This window comes from Desulfopila inferna, from assembly GCF_016919005.1.
Taxonomy (GTDB): Bacteria; Desulfobacterota; Desulfobulbia; order Desulfobulbales; family Desulfocapsaceae; genus Desulfopila_A; species Desulfopila_A inferna.
The window spans coordinates 335,984-358,097 of sequence record NZ_JAFFQE010000003.1; the positions used below are offsets into that span (position 1 = coordinate 335,984).

At 49.6% G+C, this 22,114-nt stretch carries 22 protein-coding genes; 12 read left to right on the forward strand and 10 right to left on the reverse strand.

Features of this window, described 5'->3' with window-relative positions; translation table 11 throughout:
• Positions 1-264 precede the first annotated feature (264 nt).
• From JWG88_RS09740 to JWG88_RS09790, 10 genes are all read left to right on the forward strand, one after another.
• Entirely contained in the window at positions 265-609 is a 345-nt protein-coding gene (locus JWG88_RS09740; protein ID WP_205233538.1) for an ArsR/SmtB family transcription factor, read from the forward strand.
• A gap of 90 nt (positions 610-699) precedes the next feature.
• Positions 700-1,872, forward strand: coding sequence for a permease (locus JWG88_RS09745; protein WP_205233784.1), 1,173 nt, complete (start codon positions 700-702; stop codon positions 1,870-1,872).
• Between the two features lie 36 nt (positions 1,873-1,908).
• Entirely contained in the window at positions 1,909-2,142 is a 234-nt protein-coding gene (locus JWG88_RS09750; protein ID WP_205233539.1) for a thioredoxin family protein, read from the forward strand.
• A 12-nt stretch (positions 2,143-2,154) separates the two neighbouring features.
• A complete protein-coding gene (locus JWG88_RS09755) occupies positions 2,155-2,595 on the forward strand; it encodes a putative zinc-binding protein (protein WP_205233540.1) in 441 nt (146 codons plus the stop codon).
• Between the two features lie 57 nt (positions 2,596-2,652).
• Positions 2,653-3,162, forward strand: a complete 510-nt coding sequence (locus JWG88_RS09760; protein WP_205233541.1) for a rhodanese-like domain-containing protein — start codon at positions 2,653-2,655, stop codon at positions 3,160-3,162.
• Positions 3,155-3,637 carry a MauE/DoxX family redox-associated membrane protein gene (locus tag JWG88_RS09765; RefSeq protein WP_205233542.1) on the forward strand — a complete coding sequence of 161 codons (483 nt, stop codon included), beginning with the start codon at positions 3,155-3,157 and terminating at the stop codon, positions 3,635-3,637. The genes JWG88_RS09760 and JWG88_RS09765 overlap by 8 nt, the downstream gene beginning before the upstream one ends.
• Positions 3,638-3,698: 61 nt before the next feature.
• Positions 3,699-4,391 carry a DUF1573 domain-containing protein gene (locus JWG88_RS21915; protein ID WP_268815377.1) on the forward strand — a complete coding sequence of 231 codons (693 nt, stop codon included), beginning with the start codon at positions 3,699-3,701 and terminating at the stop codon, positions 4,389-4,391.
• Positions 4,392-4,443: 52 nt separating this feature from the next.
• Positions 4,444-5,727, forward strand: a complete 1,284-nt coding sequence (locus JWG88_RS09780) for a radical SAM/SPASM family putative metalloenzyme maturase (RefSeq protein WP_205233544.1) — start codon at positions 4,444-4,446, stop codon at positions 5,725-5,727.
• A 51-nt stretch (positions 5,728-5,778) separates the two neighbouring features.
• Positions 5,779-6,300, forward strand: a complete 522-nt coding sequence (locus tag JWG88_RS09785) for a (Fe-S)-binding protein (protein WP_205233545.1) — start codon at positions 5,779-5,781, stop codon at positions 6,298-6,300.
• Positions 6,301-6,897: 597 nt separating this feature from the next.
• Positions 6,898-7,647, forward strand: coding sequence for a hypothetical protein (locus JWG88_RS09790; RefSeq protein ID WP_205233546.1), 750 nt, complete (start codon positions 6,898-6,900; stop codon positions 7,645-7,647).
• 92 nt (positions 7,648-7,739) lie between these two features.
• Here the strand turns inward: JWG88_RS09790 and JWG88_RS09795 are convergent, their stop codons facing one another.
• The gene (locus tag JWG88_RS09795) at positions 7,740-9,161 is read right to left on the reverse strand and encodes a flavocytochrome c (RefSeq protein ID WP_205233547.1); all 1,422 of its coding nucleotides are present in this window, start codon (positions 9,159-9,161) and stop codon (positions 7,740-7,742) included.
• 351 nt (positions 9,162-9,512) lie between these two features.
• Between JWG88_RS09795 and JWG88_RS22145 the strand changes: the two genes are divergently transcribed.
• Positions 9,513-9,746 (forward strand): DUF2905 domain-containing protein, encoded by a 234-nt coding sequence (locus JWG88_RS22145; protein ID WP_205233548.1) that lies wholly within the window; start codon positions 9,513-9,515, stop codon positions 9,744-9,746.
• A gap of 88 nt (positions 9,747-9,834) precedes the next feature.
• On the opposite strand, the gene JWG88_RS09805 is transcribed toward JWG88_RS22145, so the two are convergent.
• From JWG88_RS09805 to JWG88_RS09840, 8 genes are all read right to left on the reverse strand, one after another.
• Positions 9,835-10,170, reverse strand: coding sequence for an ArsR/SmtB family transcription factor (locus tag JWG88_RS09805; protein ID WP_205233549.1), 336 nt, complete (start codon positions 10,168-10,170; stop codon positions 9,835-9,837).
• Positions 10,171-10,344: 174 nt separating this feature from the next.
• A complete protein-coding gene (locus JWG88_RS09810) occupies positions 10,345-10,662 on the reverse strand; it encodes a hypothetical protein (protein WP_205233550.1) in 318 nt (105 codons plus the stop codon).
• Positions 10,663-10,714: 52 nt separating this feature from the next.
• On the reverse strand, positions 10,715-11,932 hold the full coding sequence (locus JWG88_RS09815; protein WP_205233551.1) for a rhodanese-like domain-containing protein: 1,218 nt from the start codon (positions 11,930-11,932) through the stop codon (positions 10,715-10,717).
• A gap of 19 nt (positions 11,933-11,951) precedes the next feature.
• Positions 11,952-13,217, reverse strand: coding sequence for an NrfD/PsrC family molybdoenzyme membrane anchor subunit (gene nrfD, locus JWG88_RS09820; RefSeq protein ID WP_205233552.1), 1,266 nt, complete (start codon positions 13,215-13,217; stop codon positions 11,952-11,954).
• Positions 13,205-13,867, reverse strand: a complete 663-nt coding sequence (locus JWG88_RS09825) for a 4Fe-4S dicluster domain-containing protein (RefSeq protein WP_205233553.1) — start codon at positions 13,865-13,867, stop codon at positions 13,205-13,207. The genes nrfD and JWG88_RS09825 overlap by 13 nt, the downstream gene beginning before the upstream one ends.
• Before the next feature lie 2 nt (positions 13,868-13,869).
• Complete coding sequence (locus JWG88_RS09830; protein ID WP_205233554.1) at positions 13,870-16,311, reverse strand: molybdopterin-containing oxidoreductase family protein; 2,442 nt, start codon at positions 16,309-16,311, stop codon at positions 13,870-13,872.
• Positions 16,312-16,737: 426 nt separating this feature from the next.
• Positions 16,738-18,096: a sigma-54 interaction domain-containing protein gene (locus JWG88_RS09835; RefSeq protein ID WP_205233555.1), complete on the reverse strand. Its 1,359-nt coding sequence runs from the start codon at positions 18,094-18,096 to the stop codon at positions 16,738-16,740.
• A gap of 166 nt (positions 18,097-18,262) precedes the next feature.
• Complete coding sequence (locus JWG88_RS09840; RefSeq protein ID WP_205233556.1) at positions 18,263-19,444, reverse strand: MFS transporter; 1,182 nt, start codon at positions 19,442-19,444, stop codon at positions 18,263-18,265.
• A 481-nt stretch (positions 19,445-19,925) separates the two neighbouring features.
• Between JWG88_RS09840 and JWG88_RS09845 the strand changes: the two genes are divergently transcribed.
• Complete coding sequence (locus JWG88_RS09845) at positions 19,926-20,096, forward strand: hypothetical protein (protein WP_205233557.1); 171 nt, start codon at positions 19,926-19,928, stop codon at positions 20,094-20,096.
• Between the two features lie 195 nt (positions 20,097-20,291).
• On the opposite strand, the gene JWG88_RS09850 is transcribed toward JWG88_RS09845, so the two are convergent.
• Entirely contained in the window at positions 20,292-21,842 is a 1,551-nt protein-coding gene (locus JWG88_RS09850) for a M48 family metalloprotease (protein WP_205233558.1), read from the reverse strand.
• Between the last annotated feature and the right edge of the window lie 272 nt (positions 21,843-22,114).

Consider the following 22,114-nt stretch of genomic DNA (forward strand, 5'->3'; position numbering starts at 1 on the left):
AAGACAAGATCAAGGGTCACCCGAAAAAAATATTTAACCGGTCAGCCTCTTAAACTGCTAATCGTCGTTTTAGATTAAACAACGATATAGATCGAGCTTTTACGAATTCTGCTGACAACGCATTTCCCATTTTTTCCTGAAAAGAAGTATTCCCCTTATATTCACCACTTTGTTTAATCAGATAAAGGGGAGTTTCTCCAAAAAACTGTATTGACACCTCTCCAACAGAGATGTATATTCCAAAAAAAGAATATGGAGTACTCTATGCAAGATTTTGTAAATGTAATGAAGGCACTGTCTGATCCCAACAGGGTCAAGATTGTTAAAATGCTGCAACGCAAAGTTCTCTGTGTCTGCGAAATTCACGAAGCACTCGGGATCGCACAGTCCAGTGCGAGCAAACATTTGAGGATTCTGGAAGAAGCCGGCCTGGTTAGGCGCAGAAAAGAAGGACTCTGGGTCAATTATAAACTTGCGGACGGAGCGCAAAGTCCCTATGCAGCCAACCTGCTGGGCAATCTTCGGCACTGGCTGGAACAGGATACCGAGATAGAACGCCTGGTAGCGAAACTGCCGGAGATCAATCGAGAAAACATCTACGGGCGCTGACAGAAATCAACCATATCGTCAGATAGCGAATTACTCGGAAAGGCGATATGATATGAAGCAGATAGGCACCGCCGTTAAGGAGAATCAATGATGAAGGAACGCACCAAACTGCTCTTATTGGTAATCGGCTTCCTTGCCGCATATTACATACCATGGGGCCATCCGCTTATCCGCCAGTCCGGCATGGAAGCCTTTATGATGCTTCAGGAATATGCGCGTCTGCACGTGCTGACCTGTTTGATTCCCGCCTTCTTCATTGCCGGCGCCATCGCCGTTTTCGTCTCACAGGCCTCCGTACTCAAATATTTCGGAGCACAGGCGAATAAGTTCTTATCCTACTCCGTAGCCTCTGTGTCCGGTACTATTCTGGCCGTCTGCTCCTGCACGGTATTGCCGCTGTTCGCCGGCATCTATACCCGGGGCGCAGGCATTGGACCAGCCACGGCCTTTCTTTATTCCGGACCGGCCATCAACGTCCTGGCCATTACCATGACCGCCAAGATCCTCGGCTGGCAGCTTGGTCTGGCCCGGGCGATTGGCGCAGTGATTTTTGCAATAGTCACCGGCCTGCTGATGGCCCTTATTTTCCGCAAGGATGACGCGGCGCGCACCACCGGCCAGATTTACGTGCCTGAGACCGACGGCAAGGAGCGCACCCTGCTGCAAGACAGTTTATATATACTGACCATGGTATTGATCCTGGTCTTTGCCGCCTTTGCCAGTCCGGATGCGGATGCAACCGGATTGTGGCCGGCAATTTTCGCTGCCAAATGGTACATCACGGCGGTACTGCTGATCATGCTGGGCGTCATGCTCAAAGCCTGGTTCACCAAAGATGAATGCAAAAGCTGGGTGGAGTCCACCTGGGGTTTTGTCAAACAGATTTCACCTCTTCTTGCCGGAGGCGTGCTGGTGGCCGGGTTCATGCTGGGACGTCCGGGTCATCCGGCACTTATCCCGGAACAATACATTCAATCCCTGGTCGGGGGCAATTCATTTTCAGCGAATTTGATCGCCTCAGTGGCCGGTGCCCTGATGTACTTTGCCACACTCACAGAGGTGCCTATACTGCAGGGGCTCATCGGTTCCGGCATGGGCCAGGGTCCGGCCCTGGCTCTGCTGCTGGCCGGCCCTGCCCTGTCTCTGCCCAACATGCTGGTGATCGGCAGTGTCATGGGGGTAAAAAAGACCGCGGTTTTTTGTAGCATCATCGTAGTTATGTCCACCATTGCCGGCATGATTTACGGTACATGGTTCGTGTAAAACCATTAAACATATCTTTATAAAAAGGAGCTTGCCATGGAAGTTAAAGTACTGGGCCCGGGTTGCCCGAAGTGTAAACAGACCGAAGATGTGGTCAGGGAAGCAGTGGCTGAGTCTGGAGTGGATGCCGAAGTCGAAAAAGTGACGGATACCATGAAAATAGCTATGTATGGTGTATTCGGAACTCCGGCCGTTGTGGTTGACGGCGAGGTCAAGTCGGTGGGCAAGGTTCCCTCAAAAACAGATGTAATCGGTTGGTTAAAAAAATAGGAGGAAGAGATAATGGCTGATAATTGTTGCGCCAGCGGTGGTGAAGTAATGATTCTGGCCTGTTCCGGCGGCTCCAATGTTGGACAGCTCTCCAACCAGGCGGCGGTGGAACTTACCCAGGAAGGATTCGGCAAAATGTTCTGCCTGGCGGGAATAGGCGGACAACTTTCCGGTTTTGTCCAATCGGCACGGGATGTAACGGAGATGGTGGTGATCGACGGCTGCGAGGTGGGCTGCGCCAGGGCAATTTTCGAAAAAGCGGGTGTCCCTTTGAAAAACTATGTGGTCATCACCGACGAGGACATTGAAAAGAACAAGGATTTCAATCTGCAGCGCACCGATATCGACACGGTTAAGAAGGCTGTCCGAAAAAGCATAGAGAGATCTCGTCGGCCCCCGCAATTTCCCGGCATGATGCCGTTTGCCGGCGGCTGCGGATGCTCTTCGAGGTGATACAATCACACCTGGACAAGTGAGTTTGCCAGGAAGATCAAAGTACGGGAAAATACCATGAAAGGCAGAAACCCGACAATGCAGCAGGCTCTGTGGCAGGTGCTCTTCCTCATGATCATGGCCGGCCTGCTTGCCCTGGCAGTTAATCACTGGCGCGAGACACCGCTTCCCCTTGCAGGTGATTGGTCGGTGGCAACGCGCCTTTTCAATCAAGAAGGAAACAGTCTGGAAATCCCTTTCAACGAGGCCAGGCAATTGTTTGAGCAGCAAGCGGCAATTTTCCTCGATGCTCGTTCGCTGTCACAATACAAGGGCGGGCATATCAGCGGCGCCTTGAGCCTGCCCTGGCAGGATGTCGAAAACGCCTTGATGAACATCGTTGCTCTCTTGGAAGACGGCAGCAGCATCATCACCTACTGTGACGGCGAAAGCTGTGAACTCAGTCACGACCTGGCCATGTTTCTCCAAGACATTGGATTTGCCAATGTCAGAGTTCTCATCAACGGCTGGACTCTCTGGAGAAATGCAGGGCTACCGACTCAAAAGTCAGGTGAGTCCGATGAATAGGAGGAGACATATATACCAATCCGGCAAACGCGGCGCCTTGAGCAACCGTCATCTCTGGGTGTATCATCTTTGCCGTGTGCTGCTTGGCCTGGTCTTTGTCTATGCGAGCTATGATAAGATCCTCCATCCACAGGCTTTTGCCGAAAGCGTGTTCAATTACCAGATCCTGCCGGATGCCTTTGTCAACCTGATTGCCCTGATCCTGCCATGGCTGGAGTTGCTGCTTGGTCTGTGCCTCATCGCAGGAGTATGGTTACCGGGTGCGACAGTTGCAGGCACAGGATTGCTGTTTTTTTTCCTCGGCCTTCTGGTGTACAATCAAATTCGTGGCCTGGACATTCACTGCGGTTGTTTTTCCACCGAGACCTCTGAGGGTCCTGCCGGACTGGGAACCATACTGCGCGACATCGGCTTTCTGGCGGTATCGCTGTACCTCCTGCTCTTTGTCTTTCTTTTTAAACGACGAGTTGAATAATTATGATAATGATCACCGGAACCATGCAGCCAAAAACCTTCGGGAAACAAGGAGTCAAATCATGCTGAGAACGGTATTTTTCCTATCACTTATATTTCTGTTCCCCTACTTCGGCCACAGTGCCGCTGCTGCCTCCTCAGTCGGACCGAAAACATATCTTCCTGAAAGCGAATTTTTCTTCAAAGCGGTGCTGGAAGGCGCAGAGGTGGTTCACGGCTTTGTTGTCTATAACCAGGGAGATGAGCCGCTGGAGATACTTGATGTCAAAACGGGCTGAGGCTGCACCGCTGCGACTACTTCGCGGCAGATCCTTCCCGGGGAGGAAGGACATATCACGGTCAGCTTCAACACCAGCAGCTATGGTGGAGACGTAATGAGGGAAGTCGTAGTAGTACAAACCAATGATCCCGTACGCCCCTTGTTTGAGCTGGTCGTTGCCGGAAAGGTGGAAAAATTCGTCGAAATTCATCCGCAAAAAGCCCTACTGAGAGGAAAGGCAGGAGAACCATTGGCAATTGAGATCAAAATTAAACGAAACAGAAAATATCCTTTCAAAATTCTTGAGGTACGTACCGAAAGAGATGACAGGATCCGCGCCAGGCTTGTTGAAGGAGGTAATTCCGACAACAACTGTATTATCCGGGTGGAGAATTTAAAAAAGACCAAAGGTCGCTATGCCGCCATATTGACCGTCCATACCGACCATCCCGAAAAACCCAGCTTCCCGATCTTCGTTGTCGGAATAATTCAATAGGGCTGAGGACTTTTTTTAATTGACTATCATACATTTTCCTGATCCAGACAGCATGACTGAACACCCGCAAAAAATCTATGCAGAACTTACCACACGCTGCAATCTCCGCTGTAAAATGTGTGTGAAATATGCTGAAGGGAGCTGTATCGCTGAAATGGATCTGCCATTTTCAGTTTTCAGGAAACTGGCTCCCTCGCTTGCCAAGACGAACACGCTGATCCTGAACGGCATCGGCGAACCGCTTCTTCATCCTGAACTGGCGGAAATCATAGGTTTTGCCAGAGCTGTGATGCCTGCCGGGGCAGACATCGGCTTTCAGAGCAACGGTATTATGCTTGATCAGGAAAAATGCCGGGAGTTAATCGCAGCCGGACTTTCAACAGTGTGTCTTTCACTGGATAATATTACAGATATTACTGCGGATCAGGCAGGCGAGCATTCGGCCACCATCGTCTCTAAAGCCATGGTCCGACTCCTTGAAGCGAAGCACAACACCGCTGCAGATACCTTCAGGATCGGCCTGGAGATTGTTCTGACCAGAGAAAACATAGACAACCTGCCGGGATATATCACCTGGGCGGCTGACAGGGGTGCAGATTATATCATTGCCACCAACCTGCTGCTCTACAATACCTCAGCAGAGAAGCTGAGTCTTTTCAATCCCAACTCTTCTGAGGCTGTCGAGCTGTTCGAGGTCTACAACAAACGGGCGGAGGCTCTGGGAGTAAATCTGGGCAACTGTCTTTCCACCTACTTGAAGTTCAACAAAACACAGAAAGACAAAATAGTGGCTCAGCTTTTTGAAGAACTGCAGCAGGAAGCCAGCAAAAGAGATATCCGCCTTCATCTTGAGAGCTTGCTCGGCTACACCACCGCCGATGCCGACAGAGTCGGGAAAGCCTTTGCCGATGGGCGTAGCATTGCCGCCAAAAGAGGTATCGAGCTTTTTCTTCCAACCCACCAGGCCTTACCACAGCGCACCTGCCAATTTATTGAAGAACAGACTGTGTTAATCGCCGCCAGCGGTGCGGTCATGCCATGTCATTTCCTGTGGCATACCTACTCCTGTCGGGTACTTGGCGAGGAAGTCCAGGTGCGGGAATGTGCCTTCGGCTCTATCCGCCAACAACCACTGGACATAATCTGGCAACACCCTGAGTACATAAGATTTCGACGGGAAGCCGCAGAATATGACTATTCTTCCTGCTGGAGCTGCACTCAGGGCCCATGTGCCAACCTCATCAATGATAATCTCTTGTGCGCCAATGATTGCTATGGGAGCAGGGTGCCATGCGGACACTGCCAATGGAATCTGGGAGGGGTTCGCTGTCTGTAGGAACTGGAATACTTGTTTAAATAAAACACAAAATTGCCAAAGGAAGCCGATATGCTGCTTAATGGATATACCTTGGAGATTTTCAGGTCCAAATGTAATGCCGGAGCCAGCACTCTGCACTGTTTCGCCCACCTGGATGATGATGTCGGAGCGGCCCTGCCCTATCTGAACACAGTGCTCGGCGGCTTCAGCTACATCAAGGAACCACCGGCCTTGACCTTGAAAAGTTCGGGTAAACTCATTACCATTCATGCCCGGAAAATCGCGGTCAATGCGCTCCAGGACGAGGAACAGGCGAAAAAAATCGTCGCCTGGCTGCAACGCGAAATCAACAGTGCCTGGGATAATCGCGGAAATATCGAACCCAGCATGGTGGGGACCAAGCCCCCTGCCCTGATGGATGTTCTCAAGCTGCTGCCGAAAACCAACTGCAAAGAGTGCGGCGAACCAACCTGCATGGTTTTCGCCGTACGGGTAGTCGAAGGGGCGAAAGATCACACCAACTGCCCAGCCCTGCAAGGAGAAAAAAAAGAGGCCCTGGCCCATTATCTCTCCCGCTTTCATTTCGATTAACCCTCCCAGGCAACAACAGCCTGTACAAATATCATTTATCGCCAGTTTCGGCTGGCTTGATGATTACACAAACCTGCTGGGGTTAAATCCTGCTGGACCTGGCAATAACCAGGAGAGGGAACAAAACTCCTTCCCTGATAGACGCTGAAAAATAAGCCACCACTCCTTCATTCACCCTTCCTTCGATCCACGCTCGCCCCGATGTCGTTTATAAATATTGCCACACCGGCGAGCTCTCTCCCCAGATTCCAATTTCCTCAGAAAAACATGGTGAGCCTAACATAAAATATGAGTTCCTCGAGGGGCAGCGCCATCAAGCATGAATGCGCAATAAATGCAAATTTCATGTACAGCTGTGAGCAAAATCTTCCCTGATTTTCTCCAGGAATTTTTCCTCCCCCACCAAACGAAATCATTATCCGCATCTGTAATCCAATAATAAGCATTTGATTATTAATACCTATCTCAAGCGAGAGAGGAAGCTGGACCGGCGATACGCTGATCATGGCATGAATGCTGCTCTAGGGCCGGAGAACCTTTAATTGCTTTTATAAAATGATTTGGCCTTTATGCCTGCACTCAACTTTAGAAATCAAAATGACTAAAAGAAGAACAATTAAATTGAAGCTGCTCAACTGGCTCTTTATTTTCGTACTCTTTGCTTTTGGCTTATATGCCGGTTTTGCTAACGCCTATGACAACGGAACCACAGATTTTGTATGGCAGGCAAATCCTCCTGAAGAAAATGTGACCGGCTATCGTTTGTATTATGGTTCCGAATCCAGGTTTGACGCCAACAATAATCCTAAGAGCGACTTTTCCTATGACTATTACATCGATCTCTCCAGTTCCATTCGTTGCAACAATTTGAGCTACGACAACGATTGCGAATATTTGGCACAGAATGAAATATCATGCAATGGCCTGGAGACCGGCTCTCCCAGTTGCACGCTTTCTTATCTTGAGGGGGTTTTGCATTTGGCTATGACGGCCTATACCTCCAGCGATGAAAGTTCCTATACTCATGAAATCAGAATAGTTCCAACCGAACAGCCACCAGAGCCGGAGCCCGAACCGGAGCCTACGCCGGAACCCGCACCCGAGCCTACCCCAGACCCCGTACCGGAGCCTACCCCAGATCCCATACCCGAGCCTACACCGGAGCCTGATCCGGCGCCCACGCCGGACCCTGAACCGGCGCCAGCGCCAGAGCCCCAACCGGGACCAACACCAGAGCACGTACCTGTGCCGGCGCCGGGGCCAACGCCACCCCCGGAGCAACCACCAGGTAAGCCTCAGGGTTCTCATCTGCCCTCTGTTATACGGCTACTGCTTCTCAGGGGATAGGCATCATCCTGACAGCCAAAGCTAAAATTGGTGCTTTGGCTCAACCAGGAAAAAAGGGGATTGTTTGTTTTCTCTTACCGCAATCCCCTAGTCTAGTCTTCACAGATCTCGAGCCGGGGGGACATTGAGGTGGCCTGTTGTCCGGCAATACGTCCGAAAACGATGCATTCGGTTAGCGCGCAGTTGCCGAGACGACTTGCACCATGAATGCCGCCACATACCTCGCCGGCACCGAACAGACGCGAGATAGGCTGATTGCGGAGGTCAATTACCTGCGCCTTGTCATTAATTCCCAAACCTCCTGAAGTATAATGCACCTTCGGCCATAACCGGATTGCATAGAAGGGAGGTTTCGCTATAGGTTTTGCACCGGCAAGTGGTTTGCCAAACCGATCATCTCCACCTTCATGAACTCCGGCATTATAGCTGCTTACCGTCTGCTCCAACCGTCCAAGCGGCACCTCGAATGCCGAGGAAAGTTCTGCCAAGGTATCAAATGCTTTGACATAGCCACCCCTCAAACAGTGCGAGAGACTGTCGCCAGCGGTTTCTGCGCCCTCGGCGTCTACAATCCCCAGACATATGTGACCTGCCTTGAAGATGGCTTCACACCGTTGTCGGCGATCTGCCCATTCATTGACGATACGTTTTCCGCTGGCTGGATCGATCAGGATCCCGGATTGGTAGACGCTATACGAAGCAAAACTGGCGCCCCGCCCAAAACCCTTTTCGTCGGCGCAGCCCCATGGCCCCAACTGTATCCAGGAGAGATGAACCGGGGCAGCTCCTATTTCCAGGGCAGCGATAAGTCCTTCGGCCGTAGCCCCCCGATGATTGGTGGAATCCACTGAATCATCCAGACCGGGGTTCTGCATCATGCGGAATTGAAGATCACTTCCAAATCCTGCGGTTGCCAGAATAACTGCCCGGTTGGCGCGGATATTTCTTATATTGCCGCTGTTCTTTTCGGGAAACGCGTAGTCTGTCTGAATTTGTACGCCTTCCACGGCGCCCTGGTTATCGACGAGCAGACGCGTCAACAGGCAGCCGGTTTGTACTTTAATGCCTTTTTGTTTCAACAGAGCTATCTGGGCCTTGATGAAATCGACTCCTGAGTGGCTTTTTGTGGTGAGGCATCGGGCCGTGGAATGACCACCGAAACGATCCAATCGATCCTGATATTCCACACCCAGAATGTTTCTCGTCCAATCTATTGACTCATTAGCTCTCTCAGCCACAACCCTGACGAGATCCGGATGGTTGTAGTTTGATCCGGCTCTGAGCATATCTTCATAAAAAAGATCAGGCGATTCCTTTACTCCCAGCCTTTTTTGCAGATAGTTGTTCGGCGCAGCCACTCCCCCATCGCTGATGCGGGTGTTTCCTCCTGTCACCTTCATTTTTTCAAATATGGCAAGTGAAGCTCCTGACCGGCATGCTTCTATTGCTGCGGAGAGACCCGCCAGACCACTGCCGATAATGACAACATCATAGTGTTCAGTCCATTTTATCATATTCGCAACCCCAAAATGATCATCGACCCTCTGGTTACGGCGCAGGTGGTTTGACATTTTCTGATGTATGTGAAAATCTTGCCGTCGCCGGTTTCCTGATGTACTGTTTATTATGGTTATTTATCCATCCGCAAGCGAGAAATGATGAATCTTAAAATATCACGAAATATGGATGTGCCTCTCTCTCTGATATTTGGGAACAGGCGGGATTGTTACCGTGGAATGGATACTAAAGCAAGTGCAGTGTGTATGCGGGACAATTGCCGTCAACGTGGTTATTGTCTTCGGTAAATCCCTCGCTGCCAGAATCACACGGCAATACTGCCAATCGGTCAGCCGTTACGCGTTACGATGGACAACATCGGCAAAATCATATTAATCATAGGCATACTGCTCGTAGTCGTGGGTGGCCTTATCTGGCTGTTTGACAATATGTTTGGCAATATTTTTGGCTGGTTTGGCAATCTGCCCGGTGACATCCACATCAAACGCGACAACTTCCAATTATTTTTTCCCATTACCAGCATGATTCTGCTGAGTATCTTTGTCTCTTTGATGTTGTGGCTGGTGCGCCGATTCTTCTAGTGCAGAGTAGATATGTTTAATAATTCCTACGGAGGATTCCCCGGCATCCCGCTACCAGCTATTACGGGCATTGATGGCAACCTGATGCTTAGAGAAGGGTGGTAGTTGAATTTTTCCCTGAATCATTCAGAAAGCCGCCGGATCCGGAAAAATAAAGCTGGTTCATTTTTCTCATCAGCTCAATTATTCTGGAGTCGGTTATTTTATTATATATATAGTTAGAATCTTTTCGAATATCGATAATTCCCTGATTACGAAGAATATTAAGGTGCTGGGTAATATTGGAACTGGTTGTATCAAGCTGATCACGAAGGTCTCCGACCGATATTTCCTGATCCTGAAGCAGGTATAAGATTTTAAATCGAATTGGATGAGATATTGATTTCATCAATTTTGTGATAGCCTTAATCTGTTCGTCCGTCATGCTATTGTCCATTGGTTGATTCCTGCAACGGTATACATTACCTTCACAATTCCGGCTCTATAGTTTATGTTGCCCTAAACACAGGCCATGGTCGTACTTTAAATCAATACAACCATGGTCTTCACCGTTTTCCCCTGATTTACATCAGGGGAAAGCAGTATTTACTGCCAGGGATCAACAAGCCGGGACATTGCCGCTGTCACTAGCATAGTTATACAGAAAATCATAGACATGCGGCAGATAAGCGTCTTTAAGAGGTTTTGCCTGCGGACACTCATTAAGCAATTCCTCATTGAGTTTTCCTGCATCGTTAATGGATGTCCACTCTTCCTGGGTATGTTTTTTTGCCATCGTGCCGCCATCAAAACCACAGGGGCCTTTCATAAGCTTGATATAGATTTTCTGACCTTTGCCCGCATCGGCAAAGACCGGTGTGCTGATGAATCCCACGGTAATGATGAGAGCAAAAAGGATACTGAATAATTTTTTCATTTTTTTCTCCTTATTCTAAAAGATATTTTTAGGTACTGGACCCATCACGGCATCAGCCTAATGGTTCGTTGACCTCGATGGTGCAGGTATTGTCGGCGTCGCAGCTTATATTGGCATCGAAATACATGATTTTTGAAACATCCTGCCCGGCTTCCTTCAGTTTGTAATAGGCTTCCATTGCCCTGGCACCGCTGCCGCAGGCAAAAATGGAGACTTTGTCTTTGGGAAGCCTGGACATAAAGTCGGCTGCGCTCATATCTCCAACTTCGATGTTTATCGATCCGCTCATATGGCCGGCATTAAAATCGGCTGGGCTTCTTACGTCGATAAGAGCAATATTGACAGGCACATTGCCTTTCCTGATACGGGCAGCGTACCATTCGCCGTCGACTGTTCCTTCGTCGGCACCGACCTTTACACCATCGACAAAGATATCCTCCACCGGAGCTGCAGCTGAAGCAACCTTGCCGGAACCGGCGGTTGTCGGCAGGTCTGATTTTTTCCATTCAGGAAGGCCGGCGGCAAAAACACTTACATTCCGGTATCCCTGATCAAGAAGCATATTGGCAACAATATGAGATTTGTCACAGTTGTAGCCGCCGCAAAAGGCGATTATCGGAGTGGTTTTGTCAGCAGGAAAGCGGCCCGCCAGTCTTTCCAGTTCCTTGTCGTACATGAATAAGGCGCCGGGAATGGTTTCCGCCAGGTACTTGAGGCGGGGCCGTGCGTCCATCAGCAGCGCGCTGTCTTTCTCCAATGCTGACTTAATTACCGAAGTGCCTATTTCCACATAGCTTCTGGCAGCCCATTCCGGCTCGCCCGCCTGGTAGAGCTTGACATCGGTAAATCCTATTTTCTGAAGATGTGCTGCCACGATCGCGCTTTTCTCGCACTTCCAGCCGCCGCAGAAGACGATGATCTCTTTGTCCTTTGCAACCTTGTCAAGCTGACCGATATAATCTTCAATCTGCGTATCTGGTATGTTAATACTCGAAGGGATAGTGCCCTTCTGATACTTCAGATGCGGCCGGGCATCGACCAGCAGCGCGTTCGCGCCGTTTCTCGTGCCGTTTCCGATGGCCTGCCGGGTATAGGCATAATCCACAACCTCAAGTTGTGCCTCTTCTATCAACTCCTGGACATGAGGTGCCGGTGCATTAAGGGTTTTCTTTACTGGATCGCCAGCTGTCCCGGATTCATTGAAAGCGGCGCAGCCGCCAAACAAAAAACCGGTTGCCAGAAGCAGTATTCCTATCAATTTTACTCGCATAACTTCTCCTTCTTTAGGGTTAGTAGTGTTCACGTAAATTTCCGACCGAAAAAAGACCATCAAAGAGCTTGTAAATAATCATGGCGACACCGACGGAGCCGACAACTATCATGATCTCCCCCAAATGAGGAGAATTGTAGATAAAAGATACTGTAGGGGCATACTGATCATACGTTTCATACCCGGTGCCGAATCTGTTGGACATCGGATTGGCATTGCCGCCATAAACAAACAGATACCGCCCGATAAAGCCGCCGATAATCACGAAGATCGAGGCGAACACCGTGAAAATCGGTTTTCCGGGTTTGATGACGAAGACAAAGGGCAAGGCCAGGGTCAGCAGGATGTATCCTAAAAAGTACACATAACTGAAGGGGCCGAAAAGAATCAGGAAGGCCCAGTCCTTGTCAACGGTCATATAGGCGAAGATTTCATAGAGCGCGAGAGTGCAGATAAAAAAGAGCATGGCCTTTCTGATCAGCTCCATCAGCGACTGATATTCCGGTTTTTTCCTGTGAACCAGATAGGCGTTAATACCCATTATGCCGAGTGAGGAGACGAATGCCGAAATGATGAAATAAAAGGTAAGGGCGGGAAACTCGGTCCACAGATGGCGTGCCGTGTTCATGGCAAACAGCTTTGCCTGTATATAGTACTCGATAAGATCGATACCGAGGCTGAGGATCAGTATGGGAAGGGCCAGTCGCCGCGCCCAGTCCCGCTTGTTGGTCAGTATCAGGTAAATCTCGAACAGAACAAAAGGAATGTAGGTGCAGTAGAGGGGCAGCATCAGCCACATTCCCGCCTTGAAGTTGGGGGTCAGCAGCATCCAGTGCATATTGAGCATATGCAGATCGGTGGCAATGGTGAAAAGACCTGCAAATATCATGGCAATTCCCGCCACCATAAAGCCGGCAGCCGCCTTGGCCACAATCCTGAAGTTCATAAATTCAGCCAGGGCGACTAAGAAAATAATGCCGCTGCCGGTGTAGACCATATACATGTAGTTAGCGATCAGTACAGTCCAGGGCAAAGTCCTATCGATTTCACCTACCGTCCCGAAAACCGCCTGCCGCATCGCCTCTCTCATACCGGGCTCGGCTGGATTCAATCCGGCATCATGGGCACTGACTACAGTGGTGAAATAACGCAAGTCGAAAAGCTCGTACACACCTATCAGAGCAATTACCAGAAGAACATAGCCGGAAAGCATTGTTTTGCTGAGAAACAACCGTTTCATAGGGATTTTGTTGATCTCTACACCTGCAAAATTTACCTTCTCCATTCTTTGCTCCTTCTGATATTTGCCTGTCGATAAAGCGGCTCGATCTCTTTCCAGGTGTAGATTTTTGTCTCATGGGAAACACTCTGTCTAGCGTAAGACTCGTCTTCGGGCAGGAGGTAGAAGAGTTTGGGCAGTGTGCCGGTATACTCTTTCTGGAAGAAAAATCGTCTGGTCTTCAAAAGCTTGACGATATCGCTGTTGTCATCATCCAGATCACCGAAGGTGCGGACCTTGGTGGGGCAGGTGGCCTGACAGGCCGTAGTCCCCTCTTCGGCTATACGGTGGTCGCAGAATGTGCATTTATCGACCGATACCCTGGTATCGTCTACAAATCTGGCATCATAGGGACATGCCTCCATGCAGCCCTTGCAGAGGATGCACTGTTTCCGCTCCACCTTGACTATGCCGCCGGGTTCATAATGACTTGCATTGGTCGGGCAGACGCTGACGCAGGGCGCGTCGATGCACTGGTTGCATTGTGACGGATAGGTATTGGCAAAAGGTTTGCCGAATGTCGTACCTTCGACGAGACCTACCCAGATGCGCTGTTTGCCCGCACCCAGCTGCACCCCGTTTTCCTCTTTGCAGGCAACCTCGCAGGCCTGACAGTTGATGCAGTTCTGATAATCCAGCGCTATTGCATAATTCATAATCACACCTTCCTGACGGATACCAGCGTGTCATGCATGACCGCGCTGCCGAAGACCGGCTCGATGGTACCTTCTATTATTTCATTGTCGCTTGCCCCGTTTCTCTGGGCAAATGTCTGACCGTCCGACTGAGCACCGAAACCGTGAATGTAAAAAAGTGTTTCCGGCAGGATCTTCGGCGTGGGATAGGCTTGTATGCGGATGGAACCGACGCTGCTTGTCACCTCTATGAGATCACCAAGACCGATTCCCCTTTCCCGGGCTTCTTGGTCATTTATCCAGGCATAATTGGTGGGCATCAGCTCAAGAAGCATGATATTGTTCTGCGTCGCACTCTGAGTGTGCTGGGCATAACGCCCGGTAATGAATTTGAATTTTCCCGGCGGTATTTTGACATAATCCTCATCATGCCACATCGGCATGGCATCGATGCCTCTGGCGGTCATACTTTCCAGATTACATTCAATTTTTTTGCTGGGAGTGTTGAATAACCTCTTCCACGGTGCAATATCCGCGGGATTGACACAGGGGTCGCATGATTTACAGAAATCGGATATCGAAGCGCCCCGGTCAACCTCTTCTTCCAGCTCGAGAACAGAGTAGGTTTTCCCCTCACTGGGATAGCACTCGAAGGTATTATTGTTGATTTTCTTAAACTGATCGAGCATCCCGGGATAAAAGACCCCTTTCTCACGCAATACCGACCAGGCCTTTTCGCCATATTCGCTGACGAACATGTGTTTGTTTATTTCTTCCTGAGACTGCATGTAAGGCTCTGTCAGATCAAAGCCCCAATCTTTGAAATATTCCTCTTCCGGAGAGGTCTCCAACTCCGACTGAACGTCCAGGTCATGTTTTTTTGTGATTTCCCAGAGCGGCCTGGTGAGTCTTTTGGCCAGGCCTCGCATAATTTCAATAACGGGCTTGCTTTCGTACATCGGCTCAATAACCTTCTGCCTCAATACGATAGCCGGCTCTATACCGGTAAAGGACTTCAGGGGGTCTTCTCTTTCGAGATAGGAGCATTCCGGCAGAATCACATCGGCAAGCATTGCCGTGTCACTGGGCATTGTGTCGATGACCACGACCAGATCCATCTTCTCGAACATCTTTCGGGTCTTGTTCGAGTCAGGCACCGAAAGCATGGGATTTTGCTTATAGACGAACATTCCCCGGATGGGATAGGGAGTCTTTTCTTCAACCACCATATCCCGCCATGCCACCCAGGAGCCGGTTGCGCCGATAATTGCGGCGGAATCTTTTTCAATTCTGCCCTGGGCGTTGAAATAAAGCGGAGCATTGATAGGGTGATCGCCCAACGGCAAGGTCTTGCCGAAAACGATACCGCCCTTGACATCGACTCCTCCTCCCAGGGCGCTGAAAATGGCCATGGCCCGGCGCAGCTGGAAATCATTTTTCGCCCAGGTGGAGCGCCGCCCCTGATAATATATGGCCTGCGGCGCCGCAGCCATAAAGTCGTGGGCAATCGAGCATATTGTATCTGCCGGCACACCGGTTATCTTTTCAGCCCATTCCGGAGTGTACCCATGTTCTAAAATGTGTTTTCTGTATGTCTCAAATTCGTTGAAGTTGTTTTCCACATAGATCTTGTTATATAACTGTCCCTTTAATGCCACATAGGTCAGGGCAAGGACAAAGGCCAGGTCGGTTCCAGGCTTGATCGGCACATAGGTATCGGCGTGCATCGCGGTTTTGGTATATCGCGGATCAACCACTACAAGCTTCGCTCCCCTGCCTCGGGTGCGCTTGAAGATGTCCATGGTGTCAGGAGTCAGTATGGCTTCAGCCCTGTTGGCTCCCGCCATGATCACATACTTGGCATTTTCTAAATCGGCCTGACCATAGCCGCCGAGGGTTAAAGCGAAGCCTGAGACGGCGGTCTGGAGACAGATGGTGCTGTGGTTGAGGAAGTTCGAACTGCCGAATTTCTGGGCCATAAAGGATTTGAAGGTGTGCTCTGCCAGTCCTTCTCCGGCACAATAGCCGATAGAGGAGCGATTATCCTCTTCTTCATCGAGAATCGTGACCAGCTTCTCCTTTATGTGCTCATAGGCTTCGCTCCAGGTAACTTTCTTATACCTGCCGTCGCCTCGCTTGCCCACCCTGATGAGCGGGTATTTAAGCCGGTCAGGATCATACAGGGCATGTATTCCTGCTGCACCCCGGGCACACAACATGTTTCTCGACTTGGGCAGATACGGGTTTGGATCAAGCTTTTTTACGACGCCGTCACGGACATGCGCTATGGCCGCACATTTGTTAACGCACATTTCACAGACAGTCGGCACCTTTTTATTGATAGACACCCTCTTTTCACTCTCGGCTTTTGCAAAAAGATCGGCTCCGGTCAGAGAAGTTCCGCCTAAAATGGTAAGTGCTACACTTCCCTGCAGAAATCTCCTTCGCGAGACCTCAACTTTCATAATATATCTCCCTGAAAATACGCCTGTCGATGTTGCCCTGCCGAAAAACCAACAGGGTAATTCCATGCGGGGGCCATGGTTCGACAAATCTTTGATATGCAGACAACATGAATGGTGACATCGGCATCGGCATCATAGTTCCTGTCTTTGTATTTTACTATTACGCAGAATAATGAATCTTCAGGCAACACCAAGCCACTCGAATTATAATTACATCGCGTTTGTTCAGCGAATCCGCGGACGGAGGCTGAACACATAACTATCGGAATTGTTTTGGCTTGAGAGTGCTCAAAGAAGCAGGCCATCATCCGACACGTCAGATATCATTCCAAGATATCTTGATACAAGATTCAGCAAATAGCGTGCCAGGTTTTGAGTGCCAGAGAAATTTGATAAAGATTATTACTACTGCATGTTGATGAGGATCTAGATCAGATTATATCTATGCATCTGATTCCATACGGTTACACGTGATACTCCCAGGATACGGGCAGCCTGTGATTTATTGCCCCCGGCTTGTTCAAGGGCCTGCAGGAGCGCCTGTTTTTTCCTCCCGTCCAGGCTCATCGCCGGCACCGCCAGCTTTGAGCGCTTACTGTCTTCCATGTGTACATCCGGAGGCAGGTGCTCCGCCTTAATACTGCTTTCCATACAGGTAACAAAGGCATATTCAAACGCGCTTTTCAGTTCCCGCACATTTCCCGGCCAGGAGTAGCGGACCAGCGCCTCCATAGCCTCCGGGGAAATACCCTGGATAGGTTTATTACTTTTCAGCTGAACATGTTTGAAAAACATTTCAGCCAGCACGGGGATATCTTCGGTACGGTTTCTGAGTGGTGGGATTTCGATGGGGAGAACATTGATACGGTAGTAGAAATCACCCCTGAAGGAACCGGAATCCACAAGCTGTTTGAGATCGCGGTTAGTTGCAGTAATTATCCTTACATCCACCGGAATCGAGCGGTTGTCGCCAACCCGCTCAATCACTTTCTCTTCAAGGACTCTAAGCAGTTTAATCTGAATTGATTGCGGCAAGTCACCGATTTCATCGAGAAATATATCTCCCCCGTTGGCTGCCTCAAATCGGCCTTCACGGTTTTGATACGCCCCGGTAAAAGCCCCCTTAACGTGCCCGAAAAGCTCGCTTTCCAAAACAGATTCATTCAATGCCGCGCAGTTTACCTGAACATAGGGCCGGTCCTTGCGGGCTGAATTTTGATGAATTGCCCTGGCCGCCAGTTCCTTGCCTGTTCCGCTCTCCCCGATAATCAACGCGGGAGCGTCTGATTCGGCGACATTGGCTATCATATCGAAGGTGCGCCGCATAGTCATCGACACTCCGACCATTCCCTCAAATGAATATTCGGCCTGCAGTTCACGGCGATAGGCCTCGATCTGGTTCTCCTTCTCCAACAACTCGGTGATATCCGTAAGGGTTTCCACGGCGCCGATAATTTTTCCATCTTCTTTGAGCACGGAGGCATTTTTCATAACATCAACGGAAGTACCATCTCTTCTGACCATGGATGCCTTCTGCATGTTAACATCGCCAATGCTGAAGAGTCTACACCAATGCTTGCCAGTCGGATCATAGATTTTTTTGCAGCTGCTGCATCCCAGTATCGAGCATGGCTGGCCCACCAGCTCTTCCTGACTATAACCGGTTATATCCACAAGTGCTTGATTTACAGAGACAATATATCCGCCCACATCGACAATCATGACTCCGTCATGAATTATATCGACAACCGTTTTCCAATAGCGGGCAAGCTTCTCATCTTTCATATTACCTTCCTTTATAGACAAAACTATTTAAACACTGTTAAAACATTATGTTCATTATTTAACAGTTTGGCAAAGAAAATGATAGCTATTATCAGAGGAAAAGAACAAAGCGCGATGTTGAGCGATCAACTCGTTTTGCAGTGTAAATTCAATGCCCTGCTTTGTTTCAGTGCTTCACAAGAAAAACACCGGCGATAGTGAGAATGCCGAACCCGACCATCCCGGCTCCGAAGGAAAGCAGGTCCCCGGCTATGGCAATGCCGGCGGGAAGCAATCCGCCGCCGACTATCGGCGCAACGGCAAGACTCAAAGAAAACGTGAGCGCCCGGCTTTCTGTCGAAGAATTGCCCGAGGCCATTGACAGAATAGGAGGAAACAGACAGGCCGAGGCTGCCGCCTGAATGAAAATGGCAGGCACCAGCAGTGCTCCCGGGCCCATACCAAGACAGACAATGGCTACTCCAGTCACGCCAAGGGCGATGGAAATGGCTGTCGACGGGCTCAGCCGATCCGTCAGCCAACCGGAAAGCAGCACCAGAATCACACTTGGAATCCGTGACAGTCCAAGCAACAGGTTGGCCTGGGCCAGATCATATCCTCTTTCACTCACCAGAAAGAGAGGCGTCATCGTATATACGCCGGTTTCCACTCCCACCGCCAGACTCAGCAAAACACTCAACTGCCAGAAGGAGGGTTTGGCCACAACCTCGCCCACCAGTTTCAAGCTGGGCGGCGATGGGCGTTTGTCGGCATCCACACCCGCCCGCAAATAGACAGCACCCAGTGCCGCCAGGGCGGCAGCACAAAAAATAAATCCCCAGCGCCACGACCCGAGAATTACAGCGATTGTCGCCAGAAATGGAACCAATATAAGAGCCAGGTTGGGCGCAAGTTCATGAATGCTGATAGCCTTGCCCCAATCTTTAGGATGGACCAGGACCGTTATCAGGGAGATGCCAGAGGGAACATAGAGTCCTCCGGCCATACCCAGGAAGAAAAAGCCCGGATAAAGCAGCCATACTGATTGCATATACCCTATTAAGAGTGCTGCTATGGCGCTCCCCCACAGGGACAGCAGGATGCAGTGCCGGTAACCCCATTTGGCAGCCAGAAACGCAGCCCCGAGTTGACTTAGGCAAAAGCCTGACCCTATTAGCAGAATAAACATGCCGCTTTGAGTATGGCTCAAGCCGAGTTCCTCCTCGATAGCGGGCAACAAGGGGCCGGCAAGCTGCCTCCCCACAAAGCTGAGGAAAAAAATAAAGGTCAGGAACATGACCGGGGATAGGTTTTTAGCAAGCTCCGTTCCCTGCGAATTAAAGCTTTTGGTAATGTTTTCAGTTTCCATTATTGTAGTTGGTCCATCTCAAAATAAAAGCCCGCCAAGGCTCTTATACCCCTCAGGAGGTAATGTAAAGAGTCCAGCGCAGCTGGCAAGTACCTTACAGTTAATCTCGATATATCGTATACGTTGGCTCCCACGCTGTGGGGATAGCATGCAGATGAAAAACATCGATCCTAATCAGCTTGGAAAAAGGCAGCAACAGCTTTTTTCGACCTATTTTTTAGAACCGCAGGGCTTGGCTGGTTTCTCGAGACGAATTTATGGAATGACTAAAAAATAGTAGTTTTTACTATCGTTAATCTATCTTTTTTATTCCATTGTTCTTCTCCGCTTTCTTCTTAATGTATTGAGCAGATGCATAAAACATCAATCAAAACTACCCCAGCTGAGCTGGATAAGAACCTTAAGACAAATTGTTTTCTTGTAAAGAAACAAGAAAACAATTTGCAAGGCACCAATAACGATAACACATAGAGGTGATATTATGAGAGGCGGATACGAATCACTAGTGTGGTTAAATGATAATAAAGGTAGAGAATTTGTTTGTTATATCGATGATATCAAGGGTAACAAAAAATCATTCGATGAGCTGACTGAAGAAGAAAAAAAGCATTGTGAAAATGTAAATCAACTGGTCGGCACAGAACGCTGGTAATAATTGACGGGGCTCTCGATTCACTAACAGGGGGCCCCTTTTTCTGCAGTCTGCACAAGCCCCCCACCACCAATTTCTTGATACCTGAAAGAATATTGATTGTTTTTATCCAAGATGCCGGTCAAACCTCGTTGGTTTCAGGGACTACACCCTTCTCATCTAGAATCTCGACCATGATCGAATTTTTTAGGGAAATTACGGCAGCTCTCCGGCAACTATCTTCAGATATCGTCCGGACTCCAGAATTTCACCGACGCCGATCTGATTCAAGCGAGCCAGCTCCTCCAACGGAATCGCGACATTGTGCCGGGCATGGAGCTCTTTCAGAGAAATGGAAGACTGGGTTCTGATGATCTTCAGGCGCAAAGGTTCGGCCTTGAGGTATCGGTCATCTGTCAATCTGCTGAAACTGTTGGCGGAACTGCTGATTTCACGGTCATATTTACTCCAGACCTGCTGAGAACTGTAGCCAATGATCCGGTAGAGGCGTTCATTGTAGAGGATAAAGACAGCTCGTCCGTGAACCTGCCCCTTATCAGTCTGAGCGAGAAATTCACCGCCTGCAGCCGGAAGGCCATTCACTTGCGCCCTTGCTGAAGACAGCGCCCTGATGCCGTTCTGTTGAAGAAATAAGGACAAAGCCTGCAGCGGCTCTTCCCCTTTTCCAAGAGAAAGCTGAACTGCCGCATCCTTGCCGGGACTTATTCCCAGAACAACGCTGGGTTGGTTGACGACCCCCCAACCTTCAGGGAAACGAAGCTGGAACGCCATTTCCGGATGGTAGAACCTGCTGCCTTTGATAATCCCCTCCCGGGGATCGGCACCGTAAACCATGCCGTCCAGTCTCTGCAGATATGATTCTCTTTTTACCGGATTGAAATTCCGGCGATCCAGTCCGGCGAGATGAGCGGAAATGAATTCTACGCGGTTTTCCGGGTGAGGATGGGTAGAGGCCCATTGAGGCAACTTTCCTCCTTCCCCGGTCATGCTGCCCAGCATTTCCATGACATCGATGAGTTCCCTGGGATCTTCATTAACGTTGATCATATAGCGTATACCGAGTCTGTCAGCCTCGGTCTCATCATCCCTGCTGAACTTCAGGAAAAGAAGCTGCATTCCCTGACCAAGCATGGAAGAAAACTCCTGCAGCTCGGGGACGGCGATGGTTGCCACGCCGAGCCCCAGTTGGGTTATCATGGCCTTGCTTAGGCGAACCACCGAATGTTTTGCGGTAACATGCGCGATTTCATGACCCAGCACACCGGCCATCTGAGCTTCATTTTCGAAATGGGCCAATATGCCTCGAGTGAGATAGACATACCCGCCGGGCAGGGCGAAGGCGTTTACTACGTCATCATCTATGACCTGAAAGGTCCAGGGCAGCTCCGGCCGTTCAGTGGTTCGGGCCATTCTCGATCCGATTTCCCCTACATAATTCTGCAGGCCCTCATCCTCATACAGGCCCATTGTCTTGACAATTTCCTCGTTGGAACTCTGCCCCATCTGAACTTCCTGCTGTTCTCCTATGAAACTCAACTGCCGTTGTCCGGTAGCATCAATAGTCTGGCAGGCCGTCATGGTCAGGCAGATCATGATCGGCAGCAGAAGAGCAGGATAAAACGAAGCGGTGCAGGAAAACATCCTCGGCATCCATGTAAGTATCGAATGGAACTGTCTTTGTCTCATGGTGGTCCTCTTCCGCAATGGTTTATCGCTCCCCTTGACTTCGGGAGTGTTTGTCAGCATTAGTGCCTCTATTAATCCTACTGATAAAGAGGGATCGTGGCAAATTTTTTCAGCCGAATATGGGCAACAGCAGAGAGAGGGGACAACATTTCCAATCACAGAAAACTCAATAACTCCATAGCCCGTTTTTTATTTCGGATCTTCTCGGCATAGATGAAATGCAACGATTGAATATCTTATAGGAAAAACCTGGTTTGATTTTGCAAAGATGCCGATCTGAACCGGGTTGCTGTCAGCGGCAAAATAATGCTGGAAAAAGCGGGTGAAAACGG

Excerpts from the sequence above, each read along its gene's own strand:
- JWG88_RS09835 (WP_205233555.1), bottom strand. The coding sequence starts at position 18,096 with ATGAAAGATGAGAAGCTTGCCCGCTATTGGAAAACGGTTGTCGATATA.
- JWG88_RS09750 (WP_205233539.1), top strand. The coding sequence starts at position 1,909 with ATGGAAGTTAAAGTACTGGGCCCGGGTTGCCCGAAGTGTAAACAGACC.
- JWG88_RS09780 (WP_205233544.1), top strand. The coding sequence starts at position 4,444 with ATGACTGAACACCCGCAAAAAATCTATGCAGAACTTACCACACGCTGC.
- JWG88_RS09740 (WP_205233538.1), top strand. The coding sequence starts at position 265 with ATGCAAGATTTTGTAAATGTAATGAAGGCACTGTCTGATCCCAACAGG.
- JWG88_RS09810 (WP_205233550.1), bottom strand. The coding sequence starts at position 10,662 with ATGAAAAAATTATTCAGTATCCTTTTTGCTCTCATCATTACCGTGGGA.
- JWG88_RS09785 (WP_205233545.1), top strand. The coding sequence starts at position 5,779 with ATGCTGCTTAATGGATATACCTTGGAGATTTTCAGGTCCAAATGTAAT.
- JWG88_RS09805 (WP_205233549.1), bottom strand. The coding sequence starts at position 10,170 with ATGACGGACGAACAGATTAAGGCTATCACAAAATTGATGAAATCAATA.
- JWG88_RS09845 (WP_205233557.1), top strand. The coding sequence starts at position 19,926 with ATGAGAGGCGGATACGAATCACTAGTGTGGTTAAATGATAATAAAGGT.
- JWG88_RS09760 (WP_205233541.1), top strand. The coding sequence starts at position 2,653 with ATGAAAGGCAGAAACCCGACAATGCAGCAGGCTCTGTGGCAGGTGCTC.
- JWG88_RS22145 (WP_205233548.1), top strand. The coding sequence starts at position 9,513 with ATGGACAACATCGGCAAAATCATATTAATCATAGGCATACTGCTCGTA.
- JWG88_RS09825 (WP_205233553.1), bottom strand. The coding sequence starts at position 13,867 with ATGAATTATGCAATAGCGCTGGATTATCAGAACTGCATCAACTGTCAG.
- JWG88_RS09745 (WP_205233784.1), top strand. The coding sequence starts at position 700 with ATGAAGGAACGCACCAAACTGCTCTTATTGGTAATCGGCTTCCTTGCC.
- JWG88_RS09815 (WP_205233551.1), bottom strand. The coding sequence starts at position 11,932 with ATGCGAGTAAAATTGATAGGAATACTGCTTCTGGCAACCGGTTTTTTG.
- JWG88_RS09790 (WP_205233546.1), top strand. The coding sequence starts at position 6,898 with ATGACTAAAAGAAGAACAATTAAATTGAAGCTGCTCAACTGGCTCTTT.
- nrfD (WP_205233552.1), bottom strand. The coding sequence starts at position 13,217 with ATGGAGAAGGTAAATTTTGCAGGTGTAGAGATCAACAAAATCCCTATG.
- JWG88_RS09755 (WP_205233540.1), top strand. The coding sequence starts at position 2,155 with ATGGCTGATAATTGTTGCGCCAGCGGTGGTGAAGTAATGATTCTGGCC.
- JWG88_RS09830 (WP_205233554.1), bottom strand. The coding sequence starts at position 16,311 with ATGAAAGTTGAGGTCTCGCGAAGGAGATTTCTGCAGGGAAGTGTAGCA.
- JWG88_RS09765 (WP_205233542.1), top strand. The coding sequence starts at position 3,155 with ATGAATAGGAGGAGACATATATACCAATCCGGCAAACGCGGCGCCTTG.
- JWG88_RS09795 (WP_205233547.1), bottom strand. The coding sequence starts at position 9,161 with ATGATAAAATGGACTGAACACTATGATGTTGTCATTATCGGCAGTGGT.
- JWG88_RS09840 (WP_205233556.1), bottom strand. The coding sequence starts at position 19,444 with ATGGAAACTGAAAACATTACCAAAAGCTTTAATTCGCAGGGAACGGAG.
- JWG88_RS09850 (WP_205233558.1), bottom strand. The coding sequence starts at position 21,842 with ATGCTGACAAACACTCCCGAAGTCAAGGGGAGCGATAAACCATTGCGG.